Source organism: Myxococcus sp. XM-1-1-1 (assembly GCF_020037095.1).
Classification (GTDB): domain Bacteria; phylum Myxococcota; class Myxococcia; order Myxococcales; family Myxococcaceae; genus Myxococcus; species Myxococcus fulvus.
On the sequence record NZ_JAIQDH010000029.1, the window covers coordinates 61,460 to 78,022 of the forward strand.

Annotated in this window: 18 protein-coding genes; 13 read left to right on the forward strand and 5 right to left on the reverse strand. The window is 72.3% G+C overall.

Features of this window, described 5'->3' with window-relative positions; all coding sequences use genetic code 11:
- Positions 1-42 precede the first annotated feature (42 nt).
- The 5 genes from K8640_RS37245 to K8640_RS37265 all read left to right on the forward strand — a co-directional run bounded on the left by K8640_RS37245 (position 43) and on the right by K8640_RS37265 (position 5,929).
- Positions 43-1,263: an RCC1 domain-containing protein gene (locus K8640_RS37245; RefSeq protein ID WP_223751445.1), complete on the forward strand. Its 1,221-nt coding sequence runs from the start codon at positions 43-45 to the stop codon at positions 1,261-1,263.
- Positions 1,264-1,275: 12 nt separating this feature from the next.
- Positions 1,276-1,962 carry an RNA polymerase sigma factor gene (locus tag K8640_RS37250; RefSeq protein WP_141332987.1) on the forward strand — a complete coding sequence of 229 codons (687 nt, stop codon included), beginning with the start codon at positions 1,276-1,278 and terminating at the stop codon, positions 1,960-1,962.
- A 16-nt stretch (positions 1,963-1,978) separates the two neighbouring features.
- Complete coding sequence (locus K8640_RS37255; protein ID WP_223751446.1) at positions 1,979-2,800, forward strand: hypothetical protein; 822 nt, start codon at positions 1,979-1,981, stop codon at positions 2,798-2,800.
- Between the two features lie 319 nt (positions 2,801-3,119).
- Positions 3,120-4,859 carry a caspase family protein gene (locus K8640_RS37260; protein WP_223751447.1) on the forward strand — a complete coding sequence of 580 codons (1,740 nt, stop codon included), beginning with the start codon at positions 3,120-3,122 and terminating at the stop codon, positions 4,857-4,859.
- Positions 4,860-4,999: 140 nt separating this feature from the next.
- Entirely contained in the window at positions 5,000-5,929 is a 930-nt protein-coding gene (locus K8640_RS37265; RefSeq protein WP_223751448.1) for a fatty acid desaturase, read from the forward strand.
- 10 nt (positions 5,930-5,939) lie between these two features.
- Here the strand turns inward: K8640_RS37265 and K8640_RS37270 are convergent, their stop codons facing one another.
- Positions 5,940-6,587, reverse strand: coding sequence for a hypothetical protein (locus tag K8640_RS37270; RefSeq protein ID WP_223751449.1), 648 nt, complete (start codon positions 6,585-6,587; stop codon positions 5,940-5,942).
- 266 nt (positions 6,588-6,853) lie between these two features.
- Here K8640_RS37270 and K8640_RS37275 point away from each other — a divergent pair, with 266 nt between their 5' ends.
- The 3 genes from K8640_RS37275 to K8640_RS37285 all read left to right on the forward strand — a co-directional run bounded on the left by K8640_RS37275 (position 6,854) and on the right by K8640_RS37285 (position 8,377).
- The gene (locus K8640_RS37275; RefSeq protein WP_223751450.1) at positions 6,854-7,486 is read left to right on the forward strand and encodes a hypothetical protein; all 633 of its coding nucleotides are present in this window, start codon (positions 6,854-6,856) and stop codon (positions 7,484-7,486) included.
- Between the two features lie 90 nt (positions 7,487-7,576).
- Entirely contained in the window at positions 7,577-8,089 is a 513-nt protein-coding gene (locus K8640_RS37280) for a hypothetical protein (protein ID WP_223751451.1), read from the forward strand.
- A gap of 42 nt (positions 8,090-8,131) precedes the next feature.
- Positions 8,132-8,377 (forward strand): hypothetical protein, encoded by a 246-nt coding sequence (locus K8640_RS37285; protein ID WP_223751452.1) that lies wholly within the window; start codon positions 8,132-8,134, stop codon positions 8,375-8,377.
- 345 nt (positions 8,378-8,722) lie between these two features.
- On the opposite strand, the gene K8640_RS37290 is transcribed toward K8640_RS37285, so the two are convergent.
- From K8640_RS37290 to K8640_RS37300, 3 genes are all read right to left on the reverse strand, one after another.
- Positions 8,723-9,625, reverse strand: coding sequence for an alpha/beta fold hydrolase (locus tag K8640_RS37290; protein WP_223751453.1), 903 nt, complete (start codon positions 9,623-9,625; stop codon positions 8,723-8,725).
- Positions 9,626-9,714: 89 nt separating this feature from the next.
- Complete coding sequence (locus K8640_RS37295; RefSeq protein WP_046710528.1) at positions 9,715-10,314, reverse strand: TetR/AcrR family transcriptional regulator; 600 nt, start codon at positions 10,312-10,314, stop codon at positions 9,715-9,717.
- Positions 10,315-10,369: 55 nt separating this feature from the next.
- Complete coding sequence (locus tag K8640_RS37300) at positions 10,370-10,825, reverse strand: cyanoglobin (RefSeq protein WP_223751454.1); 456 nt, start codon at positions 10,823-10,825, stop codon at positions 10,370-10,372.
- Positions 10,826-11,002: 177 nt separating this feature from the next.
- Here K8640_RS37300 and K8640_RS37305 point away from each other — a divergent pair, with 177 nt between their 5' ends.
- The gene (locus K8640_RS37305) at positions 11,003-12,652 is read left to right on the forward strand and encodes an ATP-binding protein (protein ID WP_223751455.1); all 1,650 of its coding nucleotides are present in this window, start codon (positions 11,003-11,005) and stop codon (positions 12,650-12,652) included.
- On the opposite strand, the gene K8640_RS37310 is transcribed toward K8640_RS37305, so the two are convergent.
- Positions 12,649-13,533 carry a 5'-3' exonuclease H3TH domain-containing protein gene (locus K8640_RS37310; RefSeq protein WP_223751456.1) on the reverse strand — a complete coding sequence of 295 codons (885 nt, stop codon included), beginning with the start codon at positions 13,531-13,533 and terminating at the stop codon, positions 12,649-12,651. The two genes, K8640_RS37305 and K8640_RS37310, sit on opposite strands and share 4 nt — an antisense overlap.
- 222 nt (positions 13,534-13,755) lie before the next feature.
- On the opposite strand from K8640_RS37310, the gene K8640_RS37315 reads away from it, so the two are divergent.
- The 4 genes from K8640_RS37315 (at position 13,756) to K8640_RS37330 (ending at position 16,562) form a co-directional block, all read left to right on the forward strand.
- Complete coding sequence (locus K8640_RS37315) at positions 13,756-14,115, forward strand: DUF4398 domain-containing protein (protein WP_046710524.1); 360 nt, start codon at positions 13,756-13,758, stop codon at positions 14,113-14,115.
- Positions 14,116-14,139: 24 nt separating this feature from the next.
- Positions 14,140-15,426 (forward strand): OmpA family protein, encoded by a 1,287-nt coding sequence (locus K8640_RS37320; RefSeq protein WP_223751457.1) that lies wholly within the window; start codon positions 14,140-14,142, stop codon positions 15,424-15,426.
- 107 nt (positions 15,427-15,533) lie between these two features.
- A complete protein-coding gene (locus K8640_RS37325) occupies positions 15,534-16,124 on the forward strand; it encodes a GNAT family N-acetyltransferase (RefSeq protein WP_223751458.1) in 591 nt (196 codons plus the stop codon).
- A gap of 117 nt (positions 16,125-16,241) precedes the next feature.
- On the forward strand, positions 16,242-16,562 hold the full coding sequence (locus tag K8640_RS37330; RefSeq protein WP_223751459.1) for a multidrug efflux SMR transporter: 321 nt from the start codon (positions 16,242-16,244) through the stop codon (positions 16,560-16,562).
- Position 16,563 lies beyond the last annotated feature (1 nt).

The window sequence follows — 16,563 nt, forward strand, 5'->3', positions numbered from 1 at the left end:
CGCGGCGCCAGTCGTTCGTTCTGCCGTCGGGAGGGAGGCTCCATGAAGCGCCGCGTCGCGCCCATCCTGCTGCTCCTCACCGCGCTGACGGGCGCGTGCCTGGACCCCATCCGGAGCGCTCCGACGGATGCGTGCGAGGAGGACACCGAGGAGTGTCCGGAACCGGACTCCGAGCCGAGGGGCGTGGCGGAAAAAGTCACGGTGGGACGGCAGCACGCGTGCGCGCTGTTGGAGAGCGGCGGCGTGCGGTGCTGGGGCGGCACGGGACTGGTGGGCGACGGCACACGCGCGCTGCGGGCCTCCGCCGTGGCGGTGAAGGGCCTGTCCACCGGCGTGCTCGGTATCTCCGCGGGCGCGGACCACACCTGCGCGGTGCTGGAGGGCGGCACCGTGCGCTGCTGGGGAGACAACACGTCGGGGCAGCTGGGTCAGGCCTCGCTGTCGTCGTCGCTGGAGCCCCTGGATGTCGGCGGCGTGGGCTCCAACGTGCTGACGGTCGCCTCGGGTGAAGCGCACACCTGCGCGCTGCACGCGGGGGGACAGGTGACGTGCTGGGGCGACAACTCACGACTCCAATTGGGCGCGTCGGAGGTGAGCGAGCGGAGCTATACGCCCGTCGAGGTGCGGGGCCTGCCCGCGAACCTCACGGTGCTCGCGGCGGGCGCGTACCACACCTGCGCGGCCACCACGGCGGGCGAGGCGTGGTGCTGGGGCGACAACGCCTACGGCGAGCTGGGAGATGGGCTCGCGGGCGTGGGACTGAAGTCGCCGCCCGTCCGGGCGCGGAGCCTGGCCCTGCCCGTGAGGGCGCTGACGGCGGGCAAGGGACACACCTGCGCGCGCGTGGGCGACGGGGCGGTGGAGTGCTGGGGCTTCAATGCCTCGGGAGCGCTGGGGGATGACACCGCGCTCGACAGCACGGTGCCGGTGCGCCCGGTGGGGCTGACGGCGGACATGCGCCAGGTGCGCGCGGGCACGGGCTTCACCTGCGCGCTGAGCGCCGAGGGACGGGTGCGCTGCTGGGGCCTGAACGAGGCCGGGCAGCTCGGCGACGGGACGCGGGTGCATCGCGCGGCGCCGGTGGACGTGTCGGGCCTGGCGAACGAGGTGGTGGACCTGGGCACGGGTGTGACGAGCACGTGCACGGTGCTGAGGGATGGGCGCGTGCAGTGCTGGGGCGCCAACGCCGCCGGGCAGCTGGGTGACGGGACACAGACGGAGCGCGCCGGGCCCGTCGAGGTCCAGGGGCTCGAGGCCCCTTGAGGGGAGGACGGCATGTCACTGTTGAGGGACGACCCGCGGTTGCTGCAGGCCTTCCGCCGAGGAGAACCGGAGGCGCTCGCGCGCGTCTATCGGGCCTACTCCGCGCACGTGGCGCGGTTCCTGTCGCGCACGTACGTGTCCCACGGGCCTGGGGGCCTGGGACGCGTGGGTCCGTTGGATTTGGAGGCCGCGCACCAGGAGACCTTCGTGCGCGCCTTCCGTGAGCAGGCGCGGCTGGCGTACGACGGCGTGCGTCCGTATTCGACGTGGCTCAACGCGGTGGCGAAGCAGGCGGCGGTGGACGTGCTGCGCTCGGCGGGCCGCATCGCGCGCGAGGCGGTGGCGCTGGATGACACGCCGATGGCGGAGCGGCTGGCGAGCACGTCGCCCTCTCCCGAGGACCGGGCGCTCGAGGGGGAGCTGCGGGAGCTGGTGAGGCGCTTCCTCGCGGGGCTGGACGAGGGGACGCGGAGGTTGGCGGACCTGCGCTTCGTGCAGGGGTTGTCCCAGGAGCGCGCGGGGCTGCTGTTGGGGTGGTCCCGACAGGAGCTGAGGACGCGCGAGATGAAGCTGCGGCGCGCGATGACGGCGTTCCTCGTGGAGGAGGGATGGCTGGTGGCGGAGTCGCCCGATGGGCTGCCTTCCGCCGCGGCCACGGCCGCGATGGTGGCCCTGCTCTTCCCCCTCTTCGTGCCCTGACGAGAGTGAGTTGCCCATGGCCTTGTTCACTCCCCACGTGGACCGACAGCTCGTCCACCTCGCCAACGACGGCACCCTGCCTCCGCGACAGTGGAGCCGGGTGCTGAGTCATGCGCGAGCCTGCGAGCGCTGTGGCGCCCGCTATGCACAGGTGATGAACCTGCGCCGCGTGTTCGCGCGGGACACCGTCACCGAGCCGACCCCGGGAGAGTTGGAGCGGCTGTCCACCCACGGCCTGCAGGCGGTGCTGGGGGCGCTGGAGCGGCGTGAGGTCTCGGCGTCCGTGGACGTGACGAAGGGCCCGTGGGCGCGCGTGCTCGAGTGGGTGCGCGGGGCGTGGAACATGCCGACGCTCGGGCACGTGGGCACGGCGTGGGTGCTGGCGCTGATGGTGTCCGCCGGGGTGCTGTGGACGGGCGTGCCTGAAGACACGGGAGAGTGGGCAGCGCGCGGCGAGGGCCCCGGCACCGCAGTGCTGCGGCTGTTCTGCGTGCCGTCGGACGCGGAGCTGCGTGAAGTGCGCGGACAGGGCACGTGTCCTTCGGGAGCATCCCTCGCGTTCGCGGCGGGCGTGCGGGCGCCATACACGCATGTCGCGGTGGTGGTGCGCACGGAGCAGGGCTCGCGAGTGGAGGGGCCGTTCGAGGTGAAGGCGGCTCCGGGCGCGGAGACCGCGCTGGACATCACGCCACGGCTGCCCGCGTCGGGCGAGGTGGAGCTCACCGCAATCTTCGCGTCGAGCGCGAGCGTCGCGCTCTCGGCCGCGCGCGGAGAGACGGTGCAAGGCGAAGTGGCCCAGGTGCGGCACAGGGTTCGAGTGGAGGGCAGCAAGCCATGACGCACTGGATGGAAGGGGAGCGTGGAGGCGCGCACGAAGGGCCCGGGAGGGAGTCGCCGGGCACGAGGCTGCTCGGGGCATCGCGGCGCATGCGGGAGTCTCGGCGCGGGAGATGGCGCGAAGCATCGCGTCCCCTCCATGAGTGCACTGTCACATCGCAGCGCGTGACGCGCACCTCAGGCCGCATCGAGATGTGGCAACTCGAAGCCCCATCCCTCCAAGAGCGCATCGACACGGAACGAATCGGCGCGTCGAGCTGCGTGACGCGCACTCCATGCAGCATGGTGATTCGCTCCCTCTCCAGGTCCCGGGGGCTGCGATGAGTCGAGAGCGCTACGCACTCCTCGGGCGGTCATGGGCGCTGCTGCTCCTGTGCACGGCGACGATGAGCGCCGCGCAGGCCGAGAATCCGGCCTCGCCGGAGCCGTCTCCCGTGCGACGCGCCTTGGTGGTCGCATACAACGGCAGCGACACCCCGGGCATGCCGCCGCTGCGCTACGCGGATGACGACGGCGTGCGCTGGGCCGAGACGCTGCGCCGGCTCGGCGTGGACGTGGTCCTGCTCACCGTCCCCGACGCCGAGACCGCCCAGGCCGAGCGCGAGCGGCTGACCGACGCCCGCCTCCCCACGCTCACGGTGCTCGATGAGACCGTGGACCAGCTCGCGCGTCGCAACGCCGAGGACCGCGCCGCCGGGCGCGCCGTGGACTTCCTCTTCATCTACGTGGGCCATGGCCGCACCGGCGAGTCGGGCCGCGCCTACCTCACGCTCGCCGACGGACAGCTGGACCAGGAGGGCCTCTACTCGCGCGTGGTGGAGAAGCTCGACGCGGACTACGTGCACCTGCTCGTCGACGCGTGCCACGCGGCGGGCGTCGTCGGCAGTCGCGGCGGAGACCCGCTCGTGCTGCGCAGGCTGCGACGCGCGCTGGAACAGGAGCAGCTCGCCGGCCACCCCCGCGTGGGCGCCATCTTCGCGGAGAGCACCGAGGGCGAGACTCACGAATGGTCCCGCATCCGCGCGGGCGTCTTCAGTCACGCGGCGCGCTCGGCGCTGCTCGGCGGCGCGGACGTCAACGGCGATGGTCGCGTCGAGTACAGCGAACTGGACGCCTTCGTCGCCGCCGCCATCCGCGGCGTGAAATCCCCCCAGGCCCGGCTCGCGGTGCGCACCTTCCCTCCCGCCCTCAGCCCCTCGCGCGCGCTCGTCGGCCCCGCCCCGGACGGCCCTCGCCTCGACCTCCCCCCAGCCCCCCGAGGCGCACGCATCTCCGTGGAGGACACCTCCGGCGTGCGTCTCGTGGACGCGCACCAGGCGGCGGGAGAGCCCCTGACGCTCGCGTTGCCGGAGCGCGCGGCGTACTGGCTGCGCACCCCCGGCGGCGAGGCGCGCGTGCGTCGCTCGGACCTCAGGTCCGGAGAGCTCCCGCCCTCCTCGCCACCCGAGGTCGCCTCTCGCGGCGCCGCCGAGGAGAGCCTCCTCCAGGGACTCTTCGCCCTGCCCTTCGGCCGCGACTTCTACGAGGGCTATGTCGCCTCCACCGGCGTGCCCGCCGTCGACTTCTCCACCGCCCTCTCTCCCGGCGAACCCTCCGGCGTCCCGCGCTCACTGGGCCTCGAGGTCGGACTCACCCTGGGCACGCCACCCCTGGGAGGACGCGGCGTCGCTCGCGGCCTCGCCCTGTCCTGGCGCGCCCCCGGCCCGGGCCTCACCCGATTCGGCGCGCGCGCCACCTACGCGCTGGCCCCCGACGCCTGGGCGGACGACGCCACGCTCCAGCGCATGTCCGTGCTCGCGATGGCGGGCCTGGGAGGACGCGGCACCCTGGCCCCCTTCGCCGAGGTGGGCGCTGGCTGGCTGATGACCGTGGTGGACCGACCAGGCCGCCGCGAAGGTGACGCCCTGGGCCTCTCCGCGCGCGCCGCCGCGGGCCTGCGCTGGAAGACGGGTGACTTCGCGCTGAGGGGCACCCTGGGGCTGGACTGGGACTCGGTCCGCGTGGACGGACAACGGCGGGGACGGTGGATGCCCGGCGTCGAGCTGGGCCTGGAGCGCTGAGCCACCGCCGTCCACCCGGTGCACGGCCGCTGTGAACGGCGTTGACAGTCCTGCCCGCTCGGCCGCCCAAGCCCCTGGAATCAGGCCCGCCCCGCGCTGGCAGGGCGCTTGCGATGGCCCCCTGCCGAAAGGGACGGGCCATGGACACGAGCGACACACGGTGGGGCGAGGCGCGGTGGGACACGGGGAAGCTCGTCCGGTGGAGCGTCCTCCACGTGGCGGCCCTGCTCGGCGGCGCGCGGTACCTGGAGTGGAGCGCCGTGGCGGTGTGGGCCGCACTCACGGGCCTGACGATGTGCCTGGGCGTCTCGGTGGGCATCCACCGCGGCCTCATCCACCGGGCCTTCCGCGCGCCGCTCGCGGTGGAGCGCGCGCTCGGACTGCTGGGCACCCTGGCGGGCCTGGGCGGCGTCATCGCGATGAGCCGCATGCACCACCTGCGTGACTTCCACCAGAACCAGCCGGAGGCGGACTGCCCCGAGTACTTCGGCTACCGCGACGGCTTCCTGAGCGCGATGAGCCACGCCCTCTTCCGCACGTGGCACCCGAAGAGGCCCACCGCCGCGGCCCCGGTGGAGCCCGCGGTGGCGGACGACGCCTTCTTCCTCGCGCTGGAGCGCTGGGGCCTGTGGCTCCAGGTGCCGCTGGCGCTCGGACTGTACGCGCTCGGCGGCCCCGCGTGGGTGGCGTGGGGCGTGTTCGTGCGACTGTCGCTCACGCAGGACGGCTTCTGGTTCGTCCACTACGTGAGCCACGTCGAGGGCGAGCAACCCTACGAGCTGCCCGGCTGCGCGGAGCAGGGCCGCAACGCGGGCTGGCTCGCCTTCGTCAGCATGGGGGAGTCGTGGCACAACAACCACCACGCGTGGCCGCGCTCGGCGCGGATGGGGCTCGGCTGGCGCCAGCCGGACCCGGGATGGTGGATGGTGCGAGGGCTCGCCGCGCTGGGACTGGTGCACGACGTCAAGACGCCCGCGAACCTCCCGCCGCGCCCCGGCGTGAAGGAGCACCCCGCGCCCCCACGCGGACAGGGCCCCTGCCCCCGAGGCGCGCACGGCGTCGCGCTGTAGCGCCACCGTGTCAGAAGGCCCAGCCCAGGGACACTTGCAGTCGCTCATCGAAGGTCCAGCTCCGCCCCTTCGTGGTGCTGCTCACCTCGCCGCTTGGCAGCACCGGCTGACGGCTCTCATACCGGTCCGAGGAATGACGTGCACCCACGCCGACCCCCGCCTGCACCGCGAGCCCCTGTCCCAGGATGGCGGTGTAGCCCACCAGGGCCGCGCCCCCGAGCTGCAGGGAGCGGATGCTGCTCTCATTGCCCTCGTCCTCGACGACGAACTGCTCGTACTCGCGCCACTGGTGGATGACCTCCAGCTGCGGTGACACCCAGAGCCCCTCGGGCGCCGTCCCGGACAGGAAGAACCGGGCGCGCGGCACGACGCCCAGCTGGAAGAGGGAGTCCCTCGTCTCCAGTCGCTGCTCCGTCCGCTCCAGGTCCCTGCTGCCATTCGAGACATGGAATCCGACGAGCAGCCCCAACCCCACGCTGACGCGCGGGGCCACCACCCGCTCCCCCTCCAACACCAGCTGTCCCCAGTCCGTGGGATTGACGGCGAGCCCCAGCACCGTCTTGCGAGGCACGGCCTCGGTCGACCCGGTGCTCGACGAATCGGCATGGGCGACGGCGGACGACAGCAACACCAGACACAGCGACGACATGACGCTCATGTGCGGAACTCCCCCTGTGCATGCAACACCCCGGGAGGGTCCTCCCTGGGCATCACGCGCCCACTGCAACGCGCGTGCACAACCCATTTCGAGAGGGAGCCGCGCTCGACGAGGACCGACGCCGAGGACAACCTGTCAGCACTCCGCGTTCCAGGGCCGGACATGCTGACAGCGATTCCGGGATTCGACGCAAGGCATTGCGCAGGAAACCCGCGGCCAGGGTTCTTCCCCGCGTTGACCCTCTCGTATGGGAATGGAGCCCTTCGATGTCGCGTTCGCGTGTGCTGTGGGTGGTGGGGTTGTTGGCGCTTGGCGCGTGTGGGGGTGAGGACCGCGGGCCCCAGGAGGAGCCGGGGAACAGGCCTCCGCCGGGCGGGTCCAATCCTCCCGTCACATATCAGCGCTCCAACGTGACGGGCACCTACGCCGTCACGGGCACGCTGCAGAGCAACGCCCAGGACGGGAGCGGGCACAACATCGCCAACCTCCGGGACTCCATCACCGTCTCGGAGAACTCGAGCGGCCTCAACCTGCTGAGCATCAACATCGCCAGCATGAGCTGCGGCGGCGGCATCCGCGCGGCGATGAACGGGGAGCGCACGTTCGACGTCAGCGGGGGCACGTGCCCGGTGGACGTGGAGTCGGGCTGCACCGCGAGCATGAAGGTCAACGACGGGAGCGGCAGCCGTGACGCGGGCGGCGCCTTCCAGCTCGAACTGCGCGGCGAAGTCTCGATGACGTGCGGGCCGGTCTCCAGCCGCCGGATGTTCGTCATGAGACTGGCGGGCACGTCCTCCGGGCTGTCCGCCCCGGACACGACGTTCGAGAAGCTGTCGCTCGGGACGAGCATCTCCGACACGTTGGAGCTGCTGTCGACGGAAACCGGACACACGCCGTGACACGGACGGACGACGCGCCGTCGCCGTGAATTGCGTGACCGAGACGTCGTAAGAATACTCCGGCCCCAGGATTCCAGTCGGGAGCGGAGGATGTCGATGATGCGGATGCGCGTGGTGACGGCGGCGCTGTTGCTGGGGCTCGGAGCGTGTGGCGGAGGTGACGACGGCGGCGACGACGGCGGGACGGTGGACCATCGCCCCAACGTGACGGGCGCCTACGCCAGCACGGGGACGATGACCCTGGTCATCTTCGGCCAGTCGCAGACCAATGACTTCTCGGACACGATTCGCATCGCCGCGAGCGCGGGCTCCAACAAGTCGGCCCTGAACCTGCGCTCGGATGCCTTCGAGTGCGGAGACGGCTTCCCGGGCACCATGACCGGGGAGCGCGCGTTCTCCGTCCAGCAGACCGAGTGCCAGGTCCACCTGGACGAGCAGAACTGCGACGGGACGTTGACGGTGCGCTCGGGCACCGGCAACCGGGACGAGGCGGGCATGCTCCACCTCTCCATGAAGGGCGACTTCTCCTCGCGCAACTGCGCCCCCATCCCCGTCACCGGCCAGTTCACCATGGAGCTGACCGGCAACCGCACCGGCGAGTAGCCCTTGTGCCACCGCGCGCCCCGACGAGCTTCCGGGGCGCGCGTGGAGCCACGTGGCCAGGTTGCGCTGCCAGGAGTCCTTGGCGCGCTCCTCCGCCGCGTCCCCTGCCAGCCCTCGCCCACCCGCACCGCCGCCGCCACCACGGGCACCAACGCCCACGGCGCCAGCCGCCACGCCTCGCGCACGAGCCCCCTGGGGCGCAGCTTCTCCAGCAGGCTCACCGAGTCCGCCGCGCGTCGTCCGCTCAGCCGCACCGCGAGCGCCTGGGCGATGCCGCATGCCTCCTGAACACTCCTTCACCTCGCGCTTCGCCGCGAACGTGAGGTCCAACCGCTCGAGCAGCTCCGCGCACACCTTGGCGGACGATGTCCACGCCCTCCAGCGTCACCTCACCCGACGTGGGCTCCAGCAGGCCGAACATCCCGAGCGGAATCTCCAGGTCCACGCCACGCAGCGCGGACACCGGCCCCGGATACACCTTCACCCGCATGCGAGGGAGAGCATCGCTCCCTCCACGCAGACGACCTCCCGCCATTTCCCCGCCCTGAGGCGAACCGCGACGACGAAGGTCTTCATCTGAAAGGCAATCGGCTGGCGTTGAATCCCCGCTCGGCCCGAAAGCCAGACATCACCTCACGGCGCCGAGCGCACCAGCCGCAATGGCACGCGCGCCCCCGTGGCCGCCGAAGCCGCCAGCATGGGCACCTCCGGCGACAGCGTCTCCGGCTTGCCCTGCGTGAGGAACTCCACCGCCGGCGCCACCACCTCCGGCGCATACAGGATGCGGTGGTGCCCCAGTCCCTGCGTGCGCGTCAGCCTCGCGCCCGGCCACGCCCGCGCCACCGCCTCCCCCGCGACGAGCGGCACCTCCCGGTCCCCCACGTCGTGGAACACGTGCAGCGGCACCTGCCCCAGCAGCGGCACGAAGTTCGGCAGCGCCAGGTCCTTGAGCCGCACGTGGAAGCGCCGCTCGATGCGCTCCTCCATCCGCATCCACACCCCGTCCGTCAGCCCGAAGGCGCGCGCGAAGGCCTGGATGCCCCCACGCGGGTCCGCTGGCGGCGACACGAACACCGCGCGCCCCACCTTCAGCCCATCCCGCATCGCCACCGCCGTGGCCGCCGCCCCCAGCGAGTGCGCCACCACCGCGTACGGCCCCCCCGTCGCCCTCGCCACGTCCGCCACCACCTCCGCCATCTCCGGCAGCGAGCTGGTCCGCCCCGACGAGCGCCCATGCCCCGGCGCGTCGTACGTCACCACCGAGAACCCCGCCGCCACCAACGGATCCACGAACGCCGTGAGCTGCCCGCCGTACCCGCTCCACCCATGCACCAGCAGCACCCGCGGCCCCTCGCCCCAGCTCCACACCGCCACCTCCTCGCCACCGAGCGTCAGCATCCTCGGCTGCCCCCGCGCCAGCACCGCCTCCGCCGTCCGGGAGCGGTGCGGCCGCCACGGCGTGCGGAACCGCTCGTCCGCCCACGCCGCCGTCAGGCCGGGCGCCACCGTCCCCGCCCCCAACGCCGCCGCACGCATTCCCCACTTCGCCAGTTTAACGCGAACGTTCGTGCTATTTTCCGCCATGACGAGGTCCTCCTCGGAGGGACACAGAGCCTTTGAAGAAGTCAGGAGCCCGTGGGACGGGCGGCGCGCAGCAGGGCCTCGAAGCCGCGGCGGGCCCAGGTCTCCGCGCGGGGCTCCTTCAGGAGCCGGGCGGCGTGGTGGAAGCCCAACAGCAGGGCGTTCTCGTCGTGGGCGAACTGCTCCACGTCCACGTCCTTGTGGAAGTGCCCCTCGGCCACGGCGATGCGCGCGGCCTGGGCCAGGCAGTCCATCCAGTCGCGCTGCGTCTGCACCAGCCTGTCGCGCGCGGGGCCCGGGGCGTCATCCAGCTCCGTCGCCGCCGCCACGAAGATGCACCCGCCCTCCGGCACCAGCTCCCGCTCCCACGTCAGCCAGTTCTCGAAGAGCGCCCGCACCCGGGGCTCGCCGCGCGGCTGCATCAGCGCCGGACGGATGACCCGCTCGGTGAACAGCGCCGTGGCCGCCTCGAGGATCTCCACCTGGAGCGACGTCTTGGAACGGAAGTGCGCGAACAGGCCGCTCTTGGAGAGCTGCAGCTCCTCCGCCAGCCCGCCGATGCTCAGCCCCTGCAGGCCCACCCGGCTGGCGAGCTGGATGGCCCGCTCGAGAATCGCCTGATGGGTGAGCTCGCCCTTGCGCATGGCGCCTTTCTAAACGCCCGTGCTTTTTTCCGCAAGTCGACGGCGATGCGGAGGCTCAGCCCTCGGTGTTGCGCAGGAAGTCGGCCACCTGGGCGAAGCGCTCGTCCAGGAAGCGGCGCAGGCCGCCCGTCACGCCCCGGGCATCCATGGCGCGCTGCATGGCCCGAAGCCAGGCATCCCGCATGGACAAATCCACCGGCACATGGCCATGGCGCATGCGCAGCCGCGGATGCCCATGGCGCTCCGCGTAATGCTGGGGTCCTCCCAGCCAACCCATGAGGAACAGGCCGAAGCGCTCACGCGTGCCAGGGTTCACCCGGCCTTCGGCATCCAGTTCGTGCAGCTTCGCCAGGGCGGGCTCGTGGGCATCCATCGCGTCATAGAACGCGCCCGCCAGCGCCATCGCCGCGTCCGCGCCGCCCAGGCGCTGGTACGGCGTGTCCTCCAGCGAGGGAACCCAGTCATCCGAGGCAGGAGCGTTGAGCTCCAAGGGCTTCAAATCAACAGACATGACTTCCTTCAACGGCACGCGGGGCCCGGCGGCTTCCCTCTCGTACTGCTCGTCACGAGCGCTCGCACCGCCGCCATCAGAGGTGTCGAGCGGGCGACAGGTTGGCAGTCCCGCCGTGCGTTGCCCATCGAAGAATTGACCGAGGCGAGAATCGATTGCTAGAGCCTCGCTCCACCCGTGCCCCCCACCGACCCCCGCCTGCCGGACCCGATGCAGGCCGCGCCCCTGGTGTGGGTGCTCGACGACAGCGCCGGAGAGACGGAGGCCATCCTCCGCGCGCTCACGCCCATCTGCCAGGTGGTGACCTTCACGGATGGCGCCGCGCTGCTGGAGGCGCTGGGTCAGGGCCGCACGCCGGACGTGCTCGTGCTGGACTGGTACCTGCCAGGGATGACGGGCCTGGAGGTGTGCCGCTTCGTGCGCCAGGGCTCCACCACCGCGCTGCTGCCGGTGTTGCTGCTCACCGTCAACACCCGCGCGGCCGACGTGGTGGAGGCGATGGCCGCGGGCGCCAATGACTATGTCTTCAAGCCCTTCCGCCCGCTGGAGCTCCAGGCGCGCGTCACGGCCCTGGCCAGCCACGAGCGCAAGCGGCGCCAGCAATTGGAGGACGAGCGCGCGCGGCGGCTGCTCGCGGAGGGCACGCTGACGGAGATGCAGGCGGCCGAGGAGCGCGCGTGGCGCAGCGAGCTGCGCTTCCGGCTGGCCGCCCGGGCCACGCGGGACGCCGTCTGGGAATGGGACCCGCGCACGGGCGCGGTGGATTGGACGAGCGGCCTGCACGAGCAGTTCGGCTATGCCTCCTCCCTCATCCGGGACACGCGTGCCTGGTGGGAGGAGCGGCTGCACCCCGAGGACCGCGAGCGCGTGGTGCGAGGCCTGCGCCTGGCGGTGTCCAGCCAGAGCCACGAGTGGCAGGAGAACTACCGCTTCCAGCGCGGCGACGGCACCTGGGCGCACGTGGTGGACCGCTGCCACATCGTCCGCGACACCGAGGGCATCGCGGTGCAGGTCGTCGGCGCCATGCAGGACGTCACCGAGATGCAGCAGACGGAGTCGGAGCGCCTGCGCCTGCTCGCGGAGGTGCACGCCCAGGCGGACTTCGAGCGGCAGCTCATCGGCATCGTCAGCCACGACTTGCGCAACCCCCTGGGGGCCATCACGCTGGCGGCGTCGCTGCTGGCGCAGACGCCGGACGCGGACGAGCGGCAGCAGCGCAACGTGCAGCGCATCCAGCGCGCGGCGGACCGGGCCACGCGGATGATTCGCGACCTGCTCGACTTCACGCGCGCGCGCCAGGGCCGGGGCCTGCCGGTGTACCCGAGGCTGATGGACCTGCACGAGGTGGTGCACGCGGCGCTGGACGAGTTGCAGGTGGCGTGGCCGGACCGGCGCATCCTCTCCGAGTACACGGGCAACGGCGTGGGCCAGTGGGACCCGGACCGCGTGGCGCAGGTGCTCGGCAACCTGGTGGGCAACGCCATGCAGTACAGCGCGCCGGACACGGTGGTGCGCGTCGTCGCGCGGGGCGAGGACTCGGGCGGCGTGGTGCTGGAGGTCCACAACCAGGGCCTGCCCATCCCCCTGGAGCTCAAGTCGCGCATCTTCGAGCCGCTCGAGCGCGGCCTGGAGCGGCCCGAGGACCGGGGCATGCGCAGCATCGGCCTGGGGCTCTACATCGTGCGCAGCATCGTCGTGGCGCACGGCGGGACGGTGGACGTGCGCTCCACGCAGGACGACGGCACCACCTTCACCGTGCGCCTGCCGCGACAGGCGCCCGTCGCCCTCGTGCCCCAGGACGACCGGGGCGACAAGGCCGCGGGCTAGTCCACCCAGCGCTTCGGTCGGCGCTTGAGCGTGGTGACGCCCAGCCTGTCGCAGAGCGCCTCGAACCGCTGGCGAGGCACGCCCGCCCAGGCCACGTCCGCGAGCGTCTTCGTCCCGGGCAGCGGCGCGTCCTCCACCAGCGTGGCGAGCTTGCGGTACAACAGCGCATCCTCACGGTGGGCGCGCAGCGTGGCGGCCAGCTTGTCCGCGCCGCGCGGCCGCACGGACCAGGTGGAGGCGTCGTCCGGAATCGCCTCCAGCCGGCCATACGCGGACACGAGCGCGGACGCGCCCTTCTCCCCGAAGCCGTCCAGCCCGGGGATTCCGTCGGCGACATCGCCCATCAGCGCCAGGAGGTCCGGCACGCTCGTGGGCGGCACGCCCAGCTTCGCGCGCACCGCGTCCTCGTCCAGCACCTTCTCCTGTCGCCGGTCCACCTGCACCACGCGCTGGCCGCGCACGCACTGGCCCAGGTCCTTGTCCGGCGTGCAGATGCGCACCTGCTCCACCTCGCCGCCAAAGCGCGCCGCCGCCGTGGCCAGCGCGTCGTCCGCCTCGTGCTCCTTCATGGACCACACGCGCACGCCCAGCGACGCCACCGCCTCCTCGGCCAGGTCGAACTGCGCGCGCAGCTCCGGCGGCACGCCCTCGTCCCCCTTGTAGTCGGCGAACAGCCTGTTGCGGAACGAGCGGATGGGGTTGTCGAACGCCACCGCCACGTGCGTCACCGCCTCGTCCGCGTCGTGCAGCAGCATGAGCAGCGACGACATCAACCCCACCGTCGCCTTCACGTCCTGGCCATCCGGCGCGGCGTGGCCCGGCCGGGGCGAGAAGTGGGCGCGGTACAGCTCATACGTGCCATCCACCAGGTGCAGACGCATAGGCCCCACGTCCTATCGCTTGCGACGACGGGCGGCCAGCGCGCGCTGCGGCACCGTCACGCGGCTTGGCGAGCGCAACCCCTGCCCGCCCCACCCCGGGGATGCCCGGTCCCTCCCCATGCGGCCTGTGCCCTCGTGGATTGCCGCGCTGTCGGCCCGAGCACACTTCTGGACCTGGGGCGCGACACCCGCGCTCCGTGGACCGACGGCTGGAGGTAGACCGTGCGCCCGAAGCTGCTTGCCGCGATGCTGTGCGCCACCCTGTTGGGGTGCGCCAGTCAGAGCGTGAAACCCACCTCGAACACCCGACGGACGGAGGCGGTGGCCTCCATGCGCGCCGCGGAAGGAGCCGGCGCAGCGCGCATCCCGGAAGCCGCGCGCCATCTGGAGTTCGCCCGCCAGCAAGTCAACCATGGCGAGCAGCTGCTGATGGACGATGACGCGGAAGGCGCGGAGCTGAGCTTCATGCAGGCGGACGCGGACGCGGACCTCGCGCTGGCGCTCGCACGCGCGCTGCCCATGGAGCAGCAGGCGAAGAGAACCACCCAGCAGGCCGAAGCGCTGCGGCGCGGCCTGCAGTGAGCCCCAGTCCGGGAGGAGACCGTCATGGCAGGCAGCAAACATGGTTGGAAGGCCCTCGTCGGAGCCTCGGCGCTCCTCGTGGCGGGGAGCGCGAGCGCGGCCGCGCCGAAGGAGCTGGTGGAGGCCCGCGCCGCCTATCAACAGCTCGCGGCGAGTCCGCAGGGGCGTGAGCGTCCCCGCGACGTGGCCGAGGCCCGCGACGCCCTGCGCGCCGCCGAGCGCGAGTACCAGCGCGACGAGAAGTCCCAGCGCACGCGGGTGCTCTCCTACGTGGCCCTGCGCAAGGCGGAGACGGCGGGCGCCTGGGGCATGGCGGACATCGCCGCGCGCCAGCAGGCCCAGGCGGAGGTCGCGCTGAACCAGGCCCAGGCGCTCCAGGAGCAGCAGCGCCTGGCGCAGGCCCGTCAGCAGGAGGGCGAGCTGCGGCTGTCCGAGGAGGCCGCGCGGCGTCAGCAGGTGGAGCAGGAGGCGCAGCAACTGCGCGCCCAGAACGAGGAACTGCAGCGACAGGCGCAGCTGCTCCAGGGCCAGCAGCAGACGCAGAGCCAGGCGGACCAGCAGGCCGCGCAGCAATTGGAGGCGGAGCGTCAGGCGCGCGTGGAGGCCGAGCGACAGGCGGCCGAGGCCATCTCCAAGCTGGACCGGGCCAACAAGGACCTGAAGGTCCGCGAGGAGGCGCGAGGCACGGTGCTGACGTTGTCGGGCAGCGTGCTCTTCGCGTCCGGTGCCTCGGACCTGCTGCCGGTGGCGAGAGACCGGCTGGCGGACGTGGCCCAGGTGCTGAAGGAAGGGGACCGGCCGCTGCTCATCGAGGGACACACGGACTCGCAGGGCTCCGACGCCCTCAACGAGCGGCTGTCCTATCAGCGCGCCGAGCGGGTGAAGGAGTTCCTCATCAACCAGGGCGTGCCCGCCAACCGCATCGAGGCGCGCGGCATGGGGGAGTACCGGCCGGTGGCCTCCAACTCCACCGCCGAGGGCCGCGCGAACAACCGCCGCGTGGAGATCATCCTCGAGCGCGGAGGCTCGCGCGCCGTCGGCGGCAGCGGCCAGGAGCAGCCCGGCACGGGCGGCTCCTCGAGCGGCGGCGAACAACAGCAGCCTGGCACCGGCGGCTCCTCGAGCGGCAATGAGCAGCAGCAGGCGCCGGAGTCGGGCGCGGTGCATGACGAGGATTTGGGGGACGTCCAGCAGCCCGGCACGGGCGGCTCGGGCGACACCTCGGAGAGTGGCGGCCAGCAGGACACGTCCGACGACCACCACCAGTTCCATGGCTCGGGCGACGGTGCGAGTCAGGACGTGCGGCAGTAACGCCTCACCGCTCCCGCTCGGAGAAGACGCTCCGGGCGGGAGCTTTCTTTTCCGGGGGCGTGCGGGACAGCGCGTGGCGCGTTAGCTTCCGCGGCCGCCGACACGCCATGGACTCCGACAAGCCCATCGTCCTGCTCACCACCGAGCGCTTGCGCATCACCCAGCTCCCTCCGGACGGGGCCGCGCGCGTCGTCGCCTACCACGAGGCCAACCGCGAACACCTGGGCCTGGTGTCCCCCTCGCGGCCCGGCAACTTCTACACGCTGACGTACTGGCGCACGCGGCTGGCGCAGGACCTGGAGGACGCGCGCTTCGACCGCTCCCTGCGCCTCGTCGTGCTGCCTCGCGACGCGCCGCCCTCCTCCGCGCCCGTCATCGGCAACATCTCGCTCGCGCACATCCGCCGGGGGCCCTTGCAGGCCACGGACCTGGGCTACGGGCTGGACCATCGCCACGAGGGCAAGGGCTTGATGACGGAGGCCCTGCGCGCCGTCTGCGCCCACGCGTTCCACGGCATGGGCCTGCACCGCATCCAGGCCAACCACCTGCCGGAGAACCTGCGCAGCGCGGCGGTGCTGCGCCGGCTGGGCTTCGTGGTGGAGGGCTACGCCCGCGACTTCCTGGAGATCAACGGCCGCTGGAGGGACCACGTGCTCACCTCCCTCGTCGCCCCCGAGGACAGGCCCGGCGCCCGCTAGGCCCCCCTCGCGAGACATTCGTCCGCGTCCACCGACGCACCGTCCCAGCCGGAGCAAGGACCCGCTGGCGACGTGGCCCCGGAGCGACTACGGACCCCAGGGACTGGAGGTCGGCACATGGCGTATCTCTTCCTGCTCGGGGCCATCGCCTTCGAGGTGGCCGCGACGAGCCTGATGAAGTCCACCGAGGGCTTCACCCGGCTGTGGCCCACCGTGGCGTGTCTCACCGGCTACGGCGTGGCCTTCGCGCTGCTCTCGCAGGCGGTGAAGCAGGTGCCCATCGGCGTCGCGTACGCGATGTGGTCCGGGCTGGGCACCGCGGCCATCGTCGTCATCGGCGTCACCTTCCTCGGCGAGGCCATCAACCTCACCAAGGTGGCCGGCATCCTGCTCATCATCGGCGGCGTCGTGCTGCTCAACCTGCGCGGCGCCCACTGAG

Coding starts and splice junctions, on each gene's coding strand:
- K8640_RS37310 (WP_223751456.1), bottom strand. CDS start 13,533: ATGCGTCTGCACCTGGTGGATGGCACGTATGAGCTGTACCGCGCCCAC.
- K8640_RS37295 (WP_046710528.1), bottom strand. CDS start 10,314: ATGCGCAAGGGCGAGCTCACCCATCAGGCGATTCTCGAGCGGGCCATC.
- K8640_RS37280 (WP_223751451.1), top strand. CDS start 7,577: ATGTCGATGATGCGGATGCGCGTGGTGACGGCGGCGCTGTTGCTGGGG.
- K8640_RS37270 (WP_223751449.1), bottom strand. CDS start 6,587: ATGAGCGTCATGTCGTCGCTGTGTCTGGTGTTGCTGTCGTCCGCCGTC.
- K8640_RS37260 (WP_223751447.1), top strand. CDS start 3,120: ATGAGTCGAGAGCGCTACGCACTCCTCGGGCGGTCATGGGCGCTGCTG.
- K8640_RS37255 (WP_223751446.1), top strand. CDS start 1,979: ATGGCCTTGTTCACTCCCCACGTGGACCGACAGCTCGTCCACCTCGCC.
- K8640_RS37245 (WP_223751445.1), top strand. CDS start 43: ATGAAGCGCCGCGTCGCGCCCATCCTGCTGCTCCTCACCGCGCTGACG.
- K8640_RS37290 (WP_223751453.1), bottom strand. CDS start 9,625: ATGCGTGCGGCGGCGTTGGGGGCGGGGACGGTGGCGCCCGGCCTGACG.
- K8640_RS37250 (WP_141332987.1), top strand. CDS start 1,276: ATGTCACTGTTGAGGGACGACCCGCGGTTGCTGCAGGCCTTCCGCCGA.
- K8640_RS37265 (WP_223751448.1), top strand. CDS start 5,000: ATGGACACGAGCGACACACGGTGGGGCGAGGCGCGGTGGGACACGGGG.
- K8640_RS37325 (WP_223751458.1), top strand. CDS start 15,534: ATGGACTCCGACAAGCCCATCGTCCTGCTCACCACCGAGCGCTTGCGC.
- K8640_RS37275 (WP_223751450.1), top strand. CDS start 6,854: ATGTCGCGTTCGCGTGTGCTGTGGGTGGTGGGGTTGTTGGCGCTTGGC.
- K8640_RS37330 (WP_223751459.1), top strand. CDS start 16,242: ATGGCGTATCTCTTCCTGCTCGGGGCCATCGCCTTCGAGGTGGCCGCG.
- K8640_RS37320 (WP_223751457.1), top strand. CDS start 14,140: ATGGCAGGCAGCAAACATGGTTGGAAGGCCCTCGTCGGAGCCTCGGCG.
- K8640_RS37300 (WP_223751454.1), bottom strand. CDS start 10,825: ATGTCTGTTGATTTGAAGCCCTTGGAGCTCAACGCTCCTGCCTCGGAT.